We start from the raw sequence: 15,007 nt of genomic DNA, 5'->3' as shown, positions 1-15,007 counted from the left end.
TGATCGCCGCTATCCCCGCCCAGAGCGGCCTCCGCGAGCGCGGCGACTCCCTGTCTGTCATCGGAACACCGAGCGAGCCACGGCGGTCACCTCCAGGCGGATGCCCTCCGGCACGAACAGGGTCAGGATCGGAGGGCGCCAGGCCGAGGAAACGGTGACCGAGGCGCTTTTGCCGTCGAGGGAGGCGGCATCCTCGAGCACCAGGGCGTCGAAGGTATCGGCGGGGTTCCCCCGCAGGAATCCGGAGACCGCCTCACGCACCTGTGGTGAATGGAGGGTCACGGTCGGTTCGTCGGCGTTGAGTGAAACCGAGGAGAGTTCGAAGGCTTCGGCCCCGACCAGGGCGGCCGCGTCGGCGAGGCTGTAGAGCCGTTTCCGCTCGAGGTACAACGATGTTGCTGCGGTCACCATCAGGATCAGAACAAGCGAAAGCATCGCATAGAAGAGCGTGAGGATCAGCGTCGATCCCTCATCACCCCGCGCGCCGCGCAATATCCGCTTCATCATCCCACCCAGAATCGTGACACCTGCTGCCGTGCAGTCGCCTGCACGGGCACGCTCACCGCCTGCGAGAGATTCAGCACGTCTGGCACGAGCGGGAGGGCGACATCCACTCTCACGGTGACCGTGACGACCGCGTTGCGGAAGGGGCACGATGCGGCGTGTGAACCGCTGCAGGTGACCGTGACCGATGCGGCATCCGGGGCGATGCCGTAATCGGTGAGGCCGAAGTCGATCGCCCGGGCGGCGCGGTCGGCTGCTTCCTCCGGGCCGGACGCCTGCACGAAGACCCGGGCGGCCTGTCGTGCGGCACCCTCGACCGCGAGGGCGCCAGCCTGCACGGCGGACAGGGTGAGGATGAGGTAGACGAGCGGTACGAGAAGGAGAAGACCGGCTGTCACGAACTCGAGGGCGGCGGAGCCCTCCTCCCGCGCGGCGCCCGTGCACAGCCGACGGAGAGGGTCATTCGTCGAGCGTCTCGACCGCGGCATGACCTGTCACCTCCAGTGCGTTCTCCACTCCGACGAGGCCCAGCAGCGGCAACCGTGTCACCACCCGGATGTCGACGCTCGGGTGACCGAGGAAGGTGCCAGAGCGGGCCGTGACGTCGTGAGCATAGTCCCGGCCGATGGCGACGGTGATGAGTTCTTTCGTTCTCGCCACCCCGTCGCCTGGTCCGTTGTCGGCGAGCGCCGCGAACCTGGCACCCTCCGCTGCCGCATCGATGACGGTGTTCCGCACGTGCAGGGCAACGCCGAGCTGGAGGACGGAGAGGGTCAGCCCCGTGAGCAATACGGCCACGAAAGTGAACTCGACGACCGCTGAACCATCGTCGCTGCTCCAGCGCATCGCGCTCATCGTCTACATCCCGGAGACCCTGGCGATGGCCTGCTCGAAGATCGATCCGAGGGCCGGGCCGGCGAGCGCCCAGATCATCACCACCAGACCAGCGGTCATGAGCGTTATCAGCACCCAGCCGGGCACGTCGCCTTCCTCGTCGCGCACGTGAGCCGTCAGTGAACTGTGCCATTTCGAGAGAGTGTTCATGCTGTCTCCTTCGCTTCGGGTGGTCTGGCTTCGGTGGCCTGGCTTCGGTGGGCTGGCGTTTCGGGTGGTCTGGCGCTTCGGCGGTTCGGCGTGGTCTGGGTGGCGGGCGGTCTCAAAACCCGGATTGGAGCACGAAGATTCCGGGGAAGATGGCGAACAGGACGGAGAGCGGAAGGATCAGGAAGACCAGCGGCACGAGCATCGCCACCTCTCTCTTGCCTGCTGCTTCAAGGAGGCAGCGCTTGGCTTCGTCGCGGGCATCCTGTGCCTGAGCGCGAAGCACCTCCGCTAGCGGGGAGCCGCGGTCGAGCGCCGCGGCGAGCTGCTCCACACATCGCGTGAGCGCGGGGAGATCAATGCGGCCAGCGATCTCCGCAAGCGCCGATGCGAGCGGGATGCCCGTGGAAACCGAACGGATGACGGCGAGGAACTCGTGACCCAGTTCGCCTGACCCGACCCGCGCGACGCGGCGAACTGAGTCGAGGATGCCTTCACCGGCCGACAGGCTCAGGCTCAGGAATTCCAGAACGGTCGGCAGTTCCGCCGAGATCCGCGCCAGACGCTTCCTCGCGACGCGTTTGAGCAGGCTGTCACGGACGATTGCCCCGAGGAACGCTCCGGCGAGTGGCAGGGCGACGACGAATGCGGCGGGGAATGACCCGTTCGTCGCACCAACCGTCGCGACGACAACGCCGACCCCCAGCCCACCGATCGCCCATCCGAGCTGCGCAGCACGGAAGCGGTGCACGGTGAGCCCGCTCCCAGCCTGACCCAGGCGGTGCTGAACCACGGCGTTCCCGCCGAGAACCCCGGCGAGCAGCTCAATCAGGCGGTGAACGGTCGGCGCGAGAAGCGTACCGAGGATGGGGATCGGGTCCACCATGCGCTTGACGGTGAACCGCCGCGCCGCTTCCGAGACGTCGACGAGATACGGAGCCACCCGGTCCGCGAGTGTCGGCCCTCCCATTCGCGGGAGCACGGCGAGAACCGACCAGAGTCCGAGGCCCAGAGTCACCCCGAGAACGAGCCCCCACGCCGCAGTGGCGGTCACCGGAACCACCGTCTCTCCTGCGGAAGCCGACCAACAGCCAGCATCACCCGGTACGCCACCGCCGACACCGCCGCGCCGCCGGCGATGAGCAGAACTCCCCCGGCGGAGTTGTAGGCGAGCGCTGCTTCCGGTCTCGTTGCGAGAAGGAGCAGGATGCACCATGGCGCGGCGACCCCGAGCTTGGCTGCGTTACGAACCCACGACTGCCTTGCCTCGACCTCTGCACGGATGGCGATGTCCTCGCGCAGGTATGCTGCCAGGCTTCTCAGAACGATGGGGAGGTCAGAACCGCCGACCTCCCGCGCCATCCGCAGCGTTTCGAAGATCCGGTCAGGGATGGGGTCGGCCAGGGTGCCTTTCAACCGGTCCAGGCATCCGCCGAACGAAGCCGTGCTGCGGTAATCCTTCTCGAACGCGACGAAGTCCGGCCGTAACTCTTCAGGGCCGTGATGCGCGAGACTCGCCACAGCGTCTGGCAGCGCGAGCCCGGAACGGACGGCGCCCACCAGATGGTCCACGACATCGGGCCACAGTGCGCGGTTCGCCGCGCGGCGAGTCCGCGATCGCCACCGCACGAGAAGCGCGGGCGCGAGCGAGCCCACCACCGCTGTGCAGAGCGAGAGGGCCGAGACCTGCAGAAGCGCCTGAACCAGCGCGCCGGACAACACTCCCACCAGCCCAGACAGGGCAACGAAAGCCCAGAAGGGAACCCTGCCAAGGCCGGCGAGCGCGAGGGCCGCGCGGAAGCGACCCGCTCGCTTCCTGTCGTTCACGGTGGTCGTTCGGCGAGGCGGGAACAACCAGGGCGATGCCGCGAGTATCAGCCCGGCGGCCAGGAGAAGACCGAGGAGGATCGTCATTGCCAGCCTCGCCGGAGTATCGCCGCAGGGTTGAGACCCGCGCTCTCGAACTTTGCCAGGCGGGTCGGATGGCTGCCGGTCGTTTCGAGCATGCCGTCCCGCGTGGCGAACAACGTGCTCGCTTCGATCACCGAACCGTTCACCGATCCACTCAACGCAAGAATCGACACCACCCGACGGTCGCCACCGCGGTACAGCTCGCAGTGCACAACGATGTCGATGCAAGCGGCGACGGTCGGCAGCACGAACGACGAATCGATGTTGCGTCCAGCCAGCAGCGGGAGCGTCGAGAGTTTGACGAGGGCGTCCCGCGCAGAGTTCGCATGGATAGAGCACATCCCAGGGATGCCGCTGTTCAGCGCGATCAGCAGGTCGAGGCTTTCCGCCTCGCGGACTTCACCGACGATGAGCCGGTCGGGTCGCATGCGCAGAGCCTCCTTGACCAGGCGTCGGAGGGTGACCTCACCGGTCCCCTCCAGGTTCGGCTGGCGGCACTGCATGGCCACGACATCGGCCGCGGTCAGGTCGAGCTCGAAAGTCTCTTCAACGGTCACGATGCGCTCATTGCTCCGCACGCTCGACAGCAATGCGCCGAGAAGCGTGGTCTTGCCTGCCTGGGTTGCGCCGGAGATGAGGATGTTCTGCCCGGCAAGCACACAGCAACGCAGGAATTCCGCGGCCTGCGCACTCAGCGATCCGCCCGCCACGAGGCTGTTGAGATCGCGCACCCGGCGACTGAACTTGCGGATGTTGACGGCCATATGCCGCCTGGTGACGTCTGGAATCACCACATGCAGCCGCGACCCGTCTGGCAGTGACGCGTCGACGAACGGAGAACTGAGGTCGACACGTCTGCCAGTGGTTTGCAGCATCCGTTCGACGAGGTCCCTGACGGCGCTCTCGGTGAGCACCGTGTTCGTCAGCTCGGGGATGCCGTTCCGCGCGACGAAGACCTTGGTCGGCGAGTTGACCCAGATCTCTTCGATCTCTGGATCGTCGAGGTACGGTTGCAGCGGGCCGAAGCCGGTGAGCGTGGCAACCACCTCGCGTTCCGTGACCGACTCGTCGGCAAGGAGCGGGAGCGTGCTCCCGAGGGCGCGCTCGCTGTACCGGCGAACCTCCTCCTGCACGAAGCGCTCGGCGAGCCCGTCGCGTGACAAATCGACACCTTCACGCCGCACCCGGTCACGAACCCGTTTGGTGATGATCTCGGCGGCCGATGTCATGGGGAAAGTCTGCCGAATGCGCCCAGCCCTCGTTCCGGTTATCCACAGGGTAGAAGTTCCCCTCCAAGAGGTCACAGGGAGCTGCAAGCCGCTGCCCCTAAACTGGTAAATGTTCGCGGGAGTGGTGAAATTGGCAGACACGCAGGATTTAGGTTCCTGTGCTTTCGAGCGTGTGGGTTCAAGTCCCACCTTCCGCACGGATCGGTGGCCGACCGGCCACGACGAGCAACGACCGACGGAGTAGCGGCTGCCCATGATTTCGACAGGTCTCATCCCCTGGCTCGACCCCGAGGGCATCATCGCCGCCGCCGGCCCGTGGGCCCTCGTCGTCGTCTGCTTCATCGTCTTCGCTGAAACCGGCCTGCTGGTGGGCTTCCTCCTCCCGGGCGACACCCTCCTGGTGATCACCGGCCTGCTCACCTTCTACGGCATGCACTCAGCCACGAGCGGCGGGCTCGACTTCGATATCTGGTGGGTGGCGCTGGCGATCGGTTTGTCCGCCTTCCTCGGCGGTGAAGTCGGCTACCTCATCGGGCATAAGGCCGGGCCGCGCATTTTCGAACGCAAGGAATCCGGCGTGTTCAGCATCCGCAACGTCCAACGGACGAACGCGTTCTTCACGCGATTCGGTGGACTCGCGGTGATCCTCGCGCGCTTCGTGCCGATCGTGCGCACCTTCGCCCCGGTCGCCGCGGGTGTCGGGCACATGAACTACAAGAAGTACACCTTCTACAATCTCGTCGGCGCAGTCATCTGGGGTGTCGGCCTGACCTACTTCGGCTACTTCCTCGGCTACATTCCCCCGGTCGCCGGGTTCGTGCAGGAGTACATCGACGTCATCCTCATCGGTGCCGTCGTTCTCACGCTGATCCCGACGGTGTGGCATTACGTCCAGTCAAGCCACAAGGCCAAGCACGCCGCCGCTGCCGGCGAGGATGTCACCACCGACCCGGACGAGGCCCGCCACATGGTGCTCGACCCGGAGACCTTCGAGAAGAAGCACGACCACTAGAAGATCATGTGCGCTGGGGCCTTCGCCGACGGCGGGTCAGGCTGAAGCAGCCGCTGAAATCCGGACGGTGTTGCCGGAGGGATCCCGGAAGGCACAGTCCCGTGGCCCCCACTGCTGGTCCATCGGCTCTTGAAGGACCTCGGCACCGGATGCCCGGACGGCTTCGAAGATCCCGTCAAGGTCGTCGGTGCTGAAGACGAGCATCGGCAGGACGCCTTTGGTCAAGAGCTCCTGCATCGCGTCGCCATCTGCCTGGGATCGTCCGGCGTGCGGCACGGAGAGGACGATACCGAGCCCGGGCTGGGCGTCGCTGCCGAGAGTGACCCAGCGGTAGTCGCCGGAGGATACGTCGTTCTGCACGTCGAGGCCGAGTGCGTCACGGTAGAAAGCGAGCGACTCGTCTACGTCGTGAACGGTGATGTTGGTGTACTGAAGTGTGATTGTCATGACCAGAACCCTACGCCGCGGTCTGTTCCGCCTGTTCTTCGATCCTGCGGGTCATCGGGTAGCTGTACGGTGTCTCACCGTAGGCAGCGCGGAACTGCCGCGAAAAGTGAGCGGGCGAGATGAGGGCCGCTCGGGCCATGGTCGGCACATCGAGCGGTTCAAAGCAATGCCGGTCGATCCAATCCCGCGCACGTCGCGGGCAGGAGAAGGTAGTCCAACCCCTGCGGGGTCATGGAAAAGCCAGCACCTCGCGCACCGGACGCCAGGCCCCCGGTTGCCCGGCGTCACGAGTGCTGGGGATGTTCGTGCCCTGCGTGCTTCGCCGGCTCGAGCTGGAACGTCGAATGCTCCACATCGAAGTGACCGGCCAGGCATTCCGAAAGCGTGTCGAGCATCTCCCCGGTGCGCTCTTCAGCGAAAACAGCCGCTTCGACGACGACGTGGGCGGTGAAGACGTGTTCACCTGTCGTGATCGACCAGACGTGGACATCGTGCACGTCGATCACCCCCGGCGCTTTCTGGATGTGACGACGGATGAGATCGATGTCCGTGTCCGGGGGCGTGGACTGGTTGAGCACCCGCCACACGTCTCGGAGGAGGGCGAACGCTCTTGGCAGGATGCCGGCCGCGATGACCAGCGATGCGATGGCATCCGCCTGTACGAAACCGGTGGCGAGGATGATCCCCGCGGCGATGATCACCCCGATGGAGCCGAAGAGGTCACCGAGCACTTCGAAGTACGCGCCGCGCATGTTGATCGACGTCCTGGCGGAACTGCGCAGGATGATCGCCGATACGACGTTGGCGAGGAGCCCGACGATCGCGACGACGAGCATGGGCAAGCCGAGCACCTCGACCTGCGACGGGTCGAGCAACCGTGAGACGCCGGTGATCGCGATCGAGACCGCGACACCGAACAGGATGAAGCCGTTGAGCAGGGCCGCGAGCACCTCCACCCTGCGGTAACCGTAGGTGTGCCTCTGCGTTGCCGGGCGGGCGGCGACGCCGAGGGCGACGAGGGCGATGACCAGTCCGGTGAGGTCGCTGAACATGTGCCCGGCGTCGGCGAGCAGGGCGAGCGACCCGGTGAGTATGCCGCCGACCACCTCAGCGACGAGGACGACCGCGACGATGCCGAGGACGAGGACGAGCTTGCGCCGGTTCTCGGTGTGTTCTGCGTGGTTGTGCGCCATGGTTCTTCCACGCTAGCGCCGGCGCCGCCCCGGAGCCAGTTCCTGCCGCAGATGGGAATGATCGCCGTTCTCAATCCGCAGGCAGGCGCATGGTCACCCGAACGACGGCTTGATGTCGCGCACGATCGACTCGAGGATCCTCGCGTTGAAGTCCACGCCGAGCTGGTTGGGCACAGTGACGAGCACCGTGTCGGCCGCCGCAACGGCTTCGTCCTGGGCAAGCTCGGCGGCGATCGCGTCCGGTTCGCCGACGTAGCTGCGGCCGAATCGGGCCAGGCCGCCGTCGAGAAGACCGACCTGATCTTTCGCCTCGGCCTGGGCACGGAGCCCGAAGTAGTGCCGGGTCTCATCATCGATCAGCGGGATGATGCTGCGGCTGACCGACACCCGCGGCTGGCGGTCGTGACCCGCGTCTTTCCACGCCCGTCGGAACATCCGAATCTGTTCCGCCTGAAGCTGGTCGAAGGGCACGCCGGTGTCCTCGGTCAGCAGGGTGGAGCTCATCAGGTTCATGCCCTGCTCAGCCGTCCAGACCGCTGTGGCCCGCGAGCCCGCTCCCCACCAGACCCGTTCCGCGAGCCCTGGCGACCGGGGCTCGATCGCGAGGGGCTGCTCGACTCCGGTCATCTGCGGGTTGGATGTGGCGACGCCCCCGCCGTCGACGGCCGCGAGGAACAGTTCGGTGTGGGCGCGGGCGAGGTCGGCATCAGTCTTGCCGGCCTCCGGAACGAATCCGAACGACTCCGATCCGCGGAGCGCGGTCTCCGGTGATCCCCGGCTGACCCCGAGCTGCAGGCGCCCAGCACTGATGAGGTCGGTGGCCGCGGCCTCTTCCGCCATGTAGAGAGGATTCTCGTACCGCATGTCGATGACACCGGTGCCGATCTCGATCCGGCTGGTGCGCGCAGCGATCGCGGCGAGGAGCGGGAACGGCGACGCCAACTGGCGGGCGAAGTGGTGGACGCGGAAGTACGCGCCGTCCACGCCGAGTTCCTCCGCCGCGACAGCGAGCTCGATGGACTGGACGAGCGCATCGCGTGCGGTGCGGACGAGCGACCCCTGCACGGGTTGCCAGTGGCCGAAGGACAGGAACCCGATGCGCGTCATGCTGGGTGCAGCGCCGAACCGGATGGGCTTATTCCTCGCGCCGGCTCGCGAGTTGCCCAGTTCGAGGGGTCGGCGCGGCGGTGCACCCGTCAGACTGGGCAACTCGCGTTCGTCAGAGGAGGGAACGGAGCGCCGGGATGAGGTCGGCGAAGGCTCGTGCGCGGTGGCTGATCTCGTTCTTGGTCTCCGGAGCTAGTTCAGCGGATGAGACGTCGTAGCCGTCCGGCACGAAGATCGGATCGTAGCCGAACCCGTTCGCGCCCGTCGGCTCGGTCGCGAGTCGACCTCTCCACACTCCTTCGGAGACGTGCTCAGACCCGCCGTGCGGGAGACCCTCGGGGACGACGAGTGCGATGGTGCAGTGGAAACTCGCCGCCCGGTGCTCAGGGGCGATGTCCGAGAGCTGGGCGAGCAGAAGCTCGAGGTTCTCCCGGTCGCCGCGGCCGGGCCCCGCCCAGCGGGCGGAGAAGATGCCGGGTGCTCCACCAAGAACGTCCACGGAAATGCCGCTGTCGTCGGCGAGGGCGATCCGGCCGGTGTGGGCGGCCGCGGTCCTGGCTTTGATGAGGGCGTTCTCGGCGAAGGTGACACCGTCCTCGACCGGTTCTGGTCCGTCGTACGCGACCACCGTCACGTCGGGCATGGCGGCGCCGAGGATCCGCTGGAACTCACCGACCTTGTGCTGGTTGTGGGTGGCGAGAACGACCTCGATCGTCATGCCGACTCGCGCCCCAGCGCCGACACCTGCAGTGCGGTCAGATCCGCTGCCCCGCCGAGCGCCAGGTCGAGGAGCGAGTCCAGCTCACGACGGTCGAACGGCGCTCCCTCTGCCGTGCCCTGCACCTCGACGAAGAGACCACGGCCAGTGACGACGACGTTCATGTCTGTCTCGGCGCGGACGTCCTCGACGTAGGCCAGGTCGAGCATGGGCGAACCGTCGATGATGCCGACGGAGACGGCGGCGACGCTGTCGATCAGCGGGGTCGCCTTCTGACCGATGAACTTCTTCTCACGTGCCCATTCGATGGCATCCGCGAGCGCGACGTAAGCGCCTGTGATCGCGGCGGTGCGGGTTCCGCCGTCTGCCTGCAGGACGTCACAGTCGATGACGATCGTGTTCTCACCCAGCGCCTTGGTGTCGATGACGGCACGGAGGCTACGGCCGATCAGACGCGAGATCTCGTGGGTGCGGCCCCCGATCCTCCCCTTGACCGATTCACGGTCCATCCGGCTGTTCGTCGAACGCGGGAGCATCGAGTATTCGGCGGTGACCCACCCCTTACCCTTGCCGGCAAGCCAGCGCGGTACTCCGTTGGTGAACGACGCGGTGCACAGCACCTTCGTTTTTCCGAAGGAGATGAGTGCCGAACCCTCGGCCTGCGCGCTCCAGCCTCGCTCGATCGTTACTTCGCGCAACTCGCTCGCCGTGCGGCCGTCTTTACGGGTGATCTCGGACATGTGTTTCTCCCTGCTGGCGCCGGACGGCGCTGATGTCGAACTGCTAGAACGTTCGGAATTCTGCGTGCGCGCGGATCGCGGCGAGGTCGATGACCCCGGTCTGGACGAGATCGACGTGTGAGATCTTCCGGCCGATCAGTCGGTGGGCGAGCTTGAGGAATTCGTCTTCGCTCGCCCCGGTCGCTTCATAATGATGGGCGGGCGGCTCAGCACTCGTGCGCTCGAGCCCCTGCGACACGAGTTCGCGGTAGACGTCGTTAGCGGTTTCCGTGTCGCTCGACACCAGGGTCACGTTCGGGCCCATCACGTACGAAATGGCTCCCTTGAGGAACGGGTAGTGCGTGCAGCCGAGCACCACGGTGTCGACACCGGCGTCCCGGAGCGGCTGCAGGTAGCGCTCCGCCGTGGCGAGCACCTCGGGTCCGGTTGTGATGCCGCTCTCGACGAACTCGACGAACCGAGGGCACGCCTGGGTGAACAGTGCGAGGTCAGGGGCGGCGGCGAACGCATCTTCGTACGCACGCGAGTTGATGGTCCCCTCCGTGCCGATGACCCCCACGCGGGAGTTTCTCGTGCTGCTGACCGCGGTGCGCACGGCGGGCTGGATCACTTCGATGACCGGCACCGAGTATCGTTCCCGAGCGTCACGAAGCATGGCAGCGGATGCCGTGTTGCACGCGATGACGATCATCTTCACGCCTTGAGCGACGAGATCGTCGAGCACGTCGAGCGCAAAACGGCGGACGTCCGCAATCGGCCGGGGGCCGTAGGGGGAATGAGCCGTGTCGCCGATGTACAGGATCTCCTCGTTGGGGAGCTGGTCCTGGATCGCGCGTGCCACCGTGAGCCCGCCGACACCCGAGTCGAAGATCCCGATTGGCGCGTCATTCACTCCCCCAGCCTACCTGCCCGCTCCCACCGCCGTGGTCGTCGATAAGCTGGCGGGGTGAACCTAACGACGTTCCCGCGAGCCTCGACCGCACTGCACACCGACCGCTACGAGCTCACGATGGTTGAGGCGGCTCTTCAACACGGCACCGCGGACACAAAGTGCATGTTCGAGGTGTTCGCCAGGCGGCTGCCTGGGGCCCGTCGATATGGGATCGTGGCCGGCACCGGGCGGCTGCTCGACCTCATCCGCGACTTCCGATTCGATGATGCGGAGCTGAACTGGCTCCGCGAGAACGACGTGGTCACCACCCGGACCCTCGACTGGCTTGCCGATTACCGTTTCTCGGGGAGCATCTGGGGTTACCAGGAGGGCGAAGCGTACTTCCCGAACTCGCCCGTCCTCGTCGTCGAATCGAGCTTCGCCGAGGGCGTCCTGCTTGAAACCCTGGTGCTCAGCGTCCTCAACTACGACAGCGCCGTCGCCAACGCCGCAACACGCATGGTCACAGCGGCCCGCGGGCGCCCGCTCGCCGAGATGGGTTCCCGCCGGGCCCATGAGCAGAGCGCGGTAGCTGCGGCTCGAGCGGCGTACATCGCCGGATTCGATGCCACCAGCAACCTCGAGGCCGGCCGCACCTGGGGCATCCCGACGATGGGAACTGCCGCGCACGCGTTCACCCTGTTGCACGACTCGGAGGAAGAGGCGTTCCGCGCGCAGGTCGCGGCGACCGGCCCTGAGACGACCCTGCTCGTCGACACCTATGACGTGGCTGAGGGGGTGCGCGCCGCCGTCGCTGCGGCAGGCACCGAACTGGGCGCCGTCCGCCTGGACTCCGGGGACCTCCCCACCCTGGTCGTCGAGGTTCGCCAGCTCCTGGACTCGCTCGGCGCGACAGGCACCAGGATTACCGTGACGAACGACCTCGATGAGCACGCCATCGCAGCGCTCTCGGCGGTCCCTGTGGACTCGTACGGTGTTGGAACATCCGTCGTCACCGGTTCGGGCTCCCCCGCCGCCGGTATGGTCTACAAGCTCGTGGCTCGACGCGGCGACGACGACGGCTGGGTACCCGTGGCCAAGAAGTCCCCGGAGAAGATCAGCGTCGGGGGCAGGAAGTTCCCGGTGCGCCGGCTCAATTCCGCCCGGATCGCCGTCGAGGAACTGATCTACGTCGGTGACGGACCTGAGGACACGGACTCCAGGTCGGCACTTGAACGCCCGCTGTACGTTCAGCTGGTAGACAACGGCACCATCGACGACCGCTTCACCGGTCCTGCCGGCACGCGCCTCGCTCGGGAGCACCGCGCGAAGATCCTGTCGGAGTTGCCGGCCGATGCGTCCCGACTCGGCCGCGGGGATCCGACGCTTCCCACCAACTTCTCGAGCTGACGGGCTCTACTCCGCTTTCATCTTCTCGTAGATCGCTTTGCAGCTGGGGCAGACGGGGAACTTCTCAGGGTCGCGACCCGGCGTCCACTTCTTACCGCACAGCGCGCGAACCGGCTTGCCGCTGAGCGCCGATTCCATGATCTTGTCTTTTTTGACGTAGTGCGAGAAGCGTTCGTGGTCGCCGGGCTCGAGGCCCTCGTTGTTCAGGAGTTCCTCGAGCTCACGATCCAGAACGGAGGTTCCACCGGCATCCGGTGTCGAACCGGGATCTGCAATGCTGACACGCACGTTTATCATGGATCGATTCTACCCACGACACAGAAGAGCGGAACGGTTCGGGGTGCTCAGTGGCTCAGGGCGAATTCCATGATCTCGGGGCCGCGGCGATCGAACACCCTGCCGCCGCGCCAGACGCCGACGATGATTGCGAGGGCACCGGCGCCGAGCCCGGCGATCAGCGACGTGAGGTGCCACGAAGGGTCGACGTGGAGACCGAGCCAGGCGAAGTACAGCGCAGGGGCCGCGACGAGGAGAGAACCGGCGAGACCCACCGATTGGGAGACTCCGCCGAGGGTCCCCGACGACTGGGGCTGCTGGAATGGGCTGTCGCCTGGCAGCGCCGCCGGGTATGGCAGCCGAGCCGAGATGTAGCTGGAGAGCCCGACCCCGCCGAGGAAGAGCGCGCTGGAAACTCCGAGCATGGATGGCAGGGCCGCCCAATCGCCGTAGACCAGGATGCTGACCATCGATCCGACGACGATCAACGGGATGCCGATGAGCAGCACAGGGAACATCCGTCCGATCCTGTCGGAGTAGCCCCTCACCCCTGAGACCACGTGGAGCCAGATCGCCGTCGAGTCGAAAGCGAGGTCGTTGTGCAGCGACCAGCCGAGGAAGAGCGCCATCACCGGGAGCGGAAGCAGAGCGAGCGTCTGCATCGGCACACCGATGACGAGGAAGGGAAGGATCATGATGAGCGGCACGACGGGGATGATGACGATCGACACGAGGTATCGAGGGTCTCGCCCCCAGTAACTGATGCTCCGGGCAGCGATGACGGACGCCGGTCGAGCGGGCATCACATCGAACCAACCCATACCCCCGTACGTCTTGACGGCCTGCTCTCGCTCGGGTGTGACCAGCATGTGAGCGACGAGTCGATCCCAGGCGAGCCAGAGCAGCGCGACGGTCGCTGCGGCGATCCCCAGCTTGAGGAGCGCGCTTCCGACGTCGCCCATCGCAGCGTCGCCGGGCACCGACCAGACGGCGCCGAACGGAGTCCAGCTCACCACGTCAGCAGCGTCGCCGAGCACCGCCAGCCCGTCACGGGTCCAGTCGACGCTCGAGAGCAGGATGGCGGCTGGGGCAAGGAGCACAAGGACGAGGGTGCCGATGACACCGGTCAGTTCCCGGGATCGCCGAGTCGCGAGGAGAAGCGACGCCAAAGCCATGGTCAGGCGTGCGGCGAGCACACAGGTCGCCACGGCGAGCACCGAAGAGAGAACGGCGAGGATCAGCGGGAACGGCCCACGTGACCAGGTCACCACGGTCAGCGCGCTCAGCACCAGGATCACGAGCGAAGGCACGCTGACCAGAGCCGCCAGAAGGAGACCGGTGGAAAGCTGGCGTGGCGCGAAACCGACGAGCGCGAATCGACGCGGATCCATGTCGTCGTCGACACCGAACACGAGAGGTAGCAGCACGTAGCCGAGCACGACGAAGGATCCGGCGAGCACGAGCAGGTTTCGTGCAAGGTCGTCAGGGGCCGAGCGCAGCGCGATGAGACCGCTGCCGATCAGCATGATCAGTCCGATGCCGACCACAGTGGCGAGGAGGATGCCGAGAAGTTGCCACACGCTTCGCCGGAATCCGTTGGCCAGCAGCTGCAGCCTTAGTCCGAGAAGCTGTGCAACCATTCCATTCCTTCTGCGGCCTTGCGACCGCCGGCAAGTTCGACGAACCGTTCCTCGAGCGTCCCGCTCCCCCGTACGTCATCGACGGCACCGGCGGCGAGCACCGTTCCGTGGACGATGATCGCGACGTGGTCGCAGACCCTTTGGATGAGGTCCATCCCGTGGCTTGACAGCACGACGGTGCCTCCGTGGGCCACGTACTTCTGCAGGATCTCGATGACGTTCGCGGCGGAGACCGGATCAACCGACTCGAACGGCTCGTCCAGCACCAGGAGCCGCGGCGAATGGATCATGGCAGCAGCAAGAGCGACCTTCTTGGTCATTCCGGCCGAGTAGTCGGTGACGAGCCGGTTGAGGGCGTCTTCAAGACCGAACGCCCTGGCCAGGTCCCTGGTCCTGGCTCGAACGGTCGCACCGTCGAGGCCTCGAAGCACGCCGGAGTAGTAGAGGAGCTGGGCGCCGGTGAGGCGGTCGAACAGGCGCAGGCGGTCAGGCAGCACACCGATCGACCGCTTGGCGACATCCGGTTCTTTCCAGACGTCGACGCCGTGCACGGTGATGTTTCCGGCGTCTGGGCGGAGCAACCCGGTCACCATCGACAGTGTCGTCGTCTTGCCTGCGCCGTTGGGTCCCACGATGCCGTAGAAGGACCCTTTATGCACGTCAAGGTCGATCCCATCGACGGCGACGGTGTCACCGAATCGGCGGGACAGTCCGGTGATACGCAGCACAACAGGCGTTGTCGCCGCGTCGACCTTCGGGCCCTCGGTCAGTGCGACATCCGCGGCGGCGGCCGCTTCGGTCTCGTCGGAAATCTCGGCGACCGGTGTCGCGTCGACGTCGCGGGCTGCATCGGTGATGTCCCCAACGGCAGTCTCGGCTGCGGCCGGGTGGTCGACGACAGGCGTCTG

The 15,007-nt window shown here is 66.3% G+C and carries 18 protein-coding genes, 1 tRNA gene and 1 pseudogene; 3 read left to right on the top strand and 17 right to left on the bottom strand.

The window, feature by feature from the left end; genetic code table 11:
• Positions 1 to 57 precede the first annotated feature (57 nt).
• The 7 genes from JWP90_RS03475 to JWP90_RS03445 form a co-directional block, all read right to left on the bottom strand.
• On the bottom strand, positions 58 to 507 hold the full coding sequence (locus JWP90_RS03475; protein ID WP_297359655.1) for a pilus assembly protein TadG-related protein: 450 nt from the start codon (positions 505 to 507) through the stop codon (positions 58 to 60).
• Positions 504 to 992: a hypothetical protein gene (locus tag JWP90_RS03470; protein ID WP_297359652.1), complete on the bottom strand. Its 489-nt coding sequence runs from the start codon at positions 990 to 992 to the stop codon at positions 504 to 506. Before JWP90_RS03470 ends, JWP90_RS03475 begins: the two co-directional genes overlap by 4 nt.
• Positions 964 to 1,359: a TadE family protein gene (locus tag JWP90_RS03465; protein WP_297359650.1), complete on the bottom strand. Its 396-nt coding sequence runs from the start codon at positions 1,357 to 1,359 to the stop codon at positions 964 to 966. The genes JWP90_RS03470 and JWP90_RS03465 overlap by 29 nt, the downstream gene beginning before the upstream one ends.
• Before the next feature lie 3 nt (positions 1,360 to 1,362).
• Positions 1,363 to 1,548, bottom strand: coding sequence for a hypothetical protein (locus JWP90_RS03460; protein WP_297359647.1), 186 nt, complete (start codon positions 1,546 to 1,548; stop codon positions 1,363 to 1,365).
• A gap of 112 nt (positions 1,549 to 1,660) precedes the next feature.
• Positions 1,661 to 2,599: a type II secretion system F family protein gene (locus JWP90_RS03455; RefSeq protein ID WP_297359644.1), complete on the bottom strand. Its 939-nt coding sequence runs from the start codon at positions 2,597 to 2,599 to the stop codon at positions 1,661 to 1,663.
• On the bottom strand, positions 2,596 to 3,459 hold the full coding sequence (locus tag JWP90_RS03450) for a type II secretion system F family protein (RefSeq protein ID WP_297359641.1): 864 nt from the start codon (positions 3,457 to 3,459) through the stop codon (positions 2,596 to 2,598). Before JWP90_RS03450 ends, JWP90_RS03455 begins: the two co-directional genes overlap by 4 nt.
• Positions 3,456 to 4,685: an ATPase, T2SS/T4P/T4SS family gene (locus JWP90_RS03445; RefSeq protein ID WP_297359638.1), complete on the bottom strand. Its 1,230-nt coding sequence runs from the start codon at positions 4,683 to 4,685 to the stop codon at positions 3,456 to 3,458. Before JWP90_RS03445 ends, JWP90_RS03450 begins: the two co-directional genes overlap by 4 nt.
• 115 nt (positions 4,686 to 4,800) lie before the next feature.
• Between JWP90_RS03445 and JWP90_RS03440 the strand changes: the two genes are divergently transcribed.
• Positions 4,801 to 4,882 (top strand) — tRNA-Leu (locus tag JWP90_RS03440).
• Between the two features lie 56 nt (positions 4,883 to 4,938).
• The gene (locus JWP90_RS03435) at positions 4,939 to 5,697 is read left to right on the top strand and encodes a VTT domain-containing protein (RefSeq protein ID WP_297359636.1); all 759 of its coding nucleotides are present in this window, start codon (positions 4,939 to 4,941) and stop codon (positions 5,695 to 5,697) included.
• 36 nt (positions 5,698 to 5,733) lie between these two features.
• Here the strand turns inward: JWP90_RS03435 and JWP90_RS03430 are convergent, their stop codons facing one another.
• The 7 genes and pseudogenes from JWP90_RS03430 to murI all read right to left on the bottom strand — a co-directional run bounded on the left by JWP90_RS03430 (position 5,734) and on the right by murI (position 10,794).
• Positions 5,734 to 6,144, bottom strand: a complete 411-nt coding sequence (locus JWP90_RS03430; RefSeq protein WP_297359633.1) for a VOC family protein — start codon at positions 6,142 to 6,144, stop codon at positions 5,734 to 5,736.
• A gap of 37 nt (positions 6,145 to 6,181) precedes the next feature.
• Positions 6,182 to 6,322 (bottom strand): annotated as a pseudogene (locus JWP90_RS03425) (AraC family transcriptional regulator); the annotation flags it as partial.
• Between the two features lie 106 nt (positions 6,323 to 6,428).
• Positions 6,429 to 7,337, bottom strand: coding sequence for a cation diffusion facilitator family transporter (locus JWP90_RS03420; RefSeq protein WP_297359630.1), 909 nt, complete (start codon positions 7,335 to 7,337; stop codon positions 6,429 to 6,431).
• A gap of 93 nt (positions 7,338 to 7,430) precedes the next feature.
• A complete protein-coding gene (locus JWP90_RS03415; RefSeq protein ID WP_297359625.1) occupies positions 7,431 to 8,444 on the bottom strand; it encodes an LLM class flavin-dependent oxidoreductase in 1,014 nt (337 codons plus the stop codon).
• 112 nt (positions 8,445 to 8,556) lie between these two features.
• Positions 8,557 to 9,162 (bottom strand): RdgB/HAM1 family non-canonical purine NTP pyrophosphatase, encoded by a 606-nt coding sequence (gene rdgB / locus JWP90_RS03410; RefSeq protein WP_297359622.1) that lies wholly within the window; start codon positions 9,160 to 9,162, stop codon positions 8,557 to 8,559.
• Positions 9,159 to 9,902 carry a ribonuclease PH gene (rph, locus tag JWP90_RS03405; protein WP_297359619.1) on the bottom strand — a complete coding sequence of 248 codons (744 nt, stop codon included), beginning with the start codon at positions 9,900 to 9,902 and terminating at the stop codon, positions 9,159 to 9,161. The genes rdgB and rph overlap by 4 nt, the downstream gene beginning before the upstream one ends.
• A 43-nt stretch (positions 9,903 to 9,945) precedes the next feature.
• Positions 9,946 to 10,794 carry a glutamate racemase gene (gene murI, locus JWP90_RS03400; protein WP_297359616.1) on the bottom strand — a complete coding sequence of 283 codons (849 nt, stop codon included), beginning with the start codon at positions 10,792 to 10,794 and terminating at the stop codon, positions 9,946 to 9,948.
• A gap of 54 nt (positions 10,795 to 10,848) precedes the next feature.
• Between murI and JWP90_RS03395 the strand changes: the two genes are divergently transcribed.
• Positions 10,849 to 12,183, top strand: a complete 1,335-nt coding sequence (locus JWP90_RS03395) for a nicotinate phosphoribosyltransferase (protein WP_297359613.1) — start codon at positions 10,849 to 10,851, stop codon at positions 12,181 to 12,183.
• Between the two features lie 6 nt (positions 12,184 to 12,189).
• Here JWP90_RS03395 and JWP90_RS03390 read toward each other — a convergent pair whose 3' ends face one another.
• The 3 genes from JWP90_RS03390 to JWP90_RS03380 are packed head-to-tail and all read right to left on the bottom strand — an operon-like array spanning position 12,190 to position 14,869.
• Positions 12,190 to 12,480 carry a DUF3039 domain-containing protein gene (locus JWP90_RS03390; RefSeq protein ID WP_297359610.1) on the bottom strand — a complete coding sequence of 97 codons (291 nt, stop codon included), beginning with the start codon at positions 12,478 to 12,480 and terminating at the stop codon, positions 12,190 to 12,192.
• Between the two features lie 47 nt (positions 12,481 to 12,527).
• A complete protein-coding gene (locus JWP90_RS03385; RefSeq protein WP_297359606.1) occupies positions 12,528 to 14,099 on the bottom strand; it encodes a hypothetical protein in 1,572 nt (523 codons plus the stop codon).
• Entirely contained in the window at positions 14,075 to 14,869 is a 795-nt protein-coding gene (locus tag JWP90_RS03380) for an ABC transporter ATP-binding protein (RefSeq protein ID WP_297359658.1), read from the bottom strand. The genes JWP90_RS03385 and JWP90_RS03380 overlap by 25 nt, the downstream gene beginning before the upstream one ends.
• Between the last annotated feature and the right edge of the window lie 138 nt (positions 14,870 to 15,007).

The organism is Mycetocola sp. (assembly GCF_025464835.1).
GTDB lineage: Bacteria > Actinomycetota > Actinomycetes > Actinomycetales > Microbacteriaceae > Mycetocola_A.
The sequence above is the reverse complement of the archived record's forward strand: the minus strand, read 5'-3'. Positions and strand labels throughout refer to the sequence as shown.

Coding starts and splice junctions, on each gene's coding strand:
- JWP90_RS03475 (WP_297359655.1), bottom strand. CDS start 507: ATGATGAAGCGGATATTGCGCGGCGCGCGGGGTGATGAGGGATCGACG.
- JWP90_RS03470 (WP_297359652.1), bottom strand. CDS start 992: ATGCCGCGGTCGAGACGCTCGACGAATGACCCTCTCCGTCGGCTGTGC.
- JWP90_RS03465 (WP_297359650.1), bottom strand. CDS start 1,359: ATGAGCGCGATGCGCTGGAGCAGCGACGATGGTTCAGCGGTCGTCGAG.
- JWP90_RS03460 (WP_297359647.1), bottom strand. CDS start 1,548: ATGAACACTCTCTCGAAATGGCACAGTTCACTGACGGCTCACGTGCGC.
- JWP90_RS03450 (WP_297359641.1), bottom strand. CDS start 3,459: ATGACGATCCTCCTCGGTCTTCTCCTGGCCGCCGGGCTGATACTCGCG.
- JWP90_RS03445 (WP_297359638.1), bottom strand. CDS start 4,685: ATGACATCGGCCGCCGAGATCATCACCAAACGGGTTCGTGACCGGGTG.
- JWP90_RS03435 (WP_297359636.1), top strand. CDS start 4,939: ATGATTTCGACAGGTCTCATCCCCTGGCTCGACCCCGAGGGCATCATC.
- JWP90_RS03430 (WP_297359633.1), bottom strand. CDS start 6,144: ATGACAATCACACTTCAGTACACCAACATCACCGTTCACGACGTAGAC.
- JWP90_RS03420 (WP_297359630.1), bottom strand. CDS start 7,337: ATGGCGCACAACCACGCAGAACACACCGAGAACCGGCGCAAGCTCGTC.
- JWP90_RS03415 (WP_297359625.1), bottom strand. CDS start 8,444: ATGACGCGCATCGGGTTCCTGTCCTTCGGCCACTGGCAACCCGTGCAG.
- rdgB (WP_297359622.1), bottom strand. CDS start 9,162: ATGACGATCGAGGTCGTTCTCGCCACCCACAACCAGCACAAGGTCGGT.
- rph (WP_297359619.1), bottom strand. CDS start 9,902: ATGTCCGAGATCACCCGTAAAGACGGCCGCACGGCGAGCGAGTTGCGC.
- JWP90_RS03390 (WP_297359610.1), bottom strand. CDS start 12,480: ATGATAAACGTGCGTGTCAGCATTGCAGATCCCGGTTCGACACCGGAT.
- JWP90_RS03385 (WP_297359606.1), bottom strand. CDS start 14,099: ATGGTTGCACAGCTTCTCGGACTAAGGCTGCAGCTGCTGGCCAACGGA.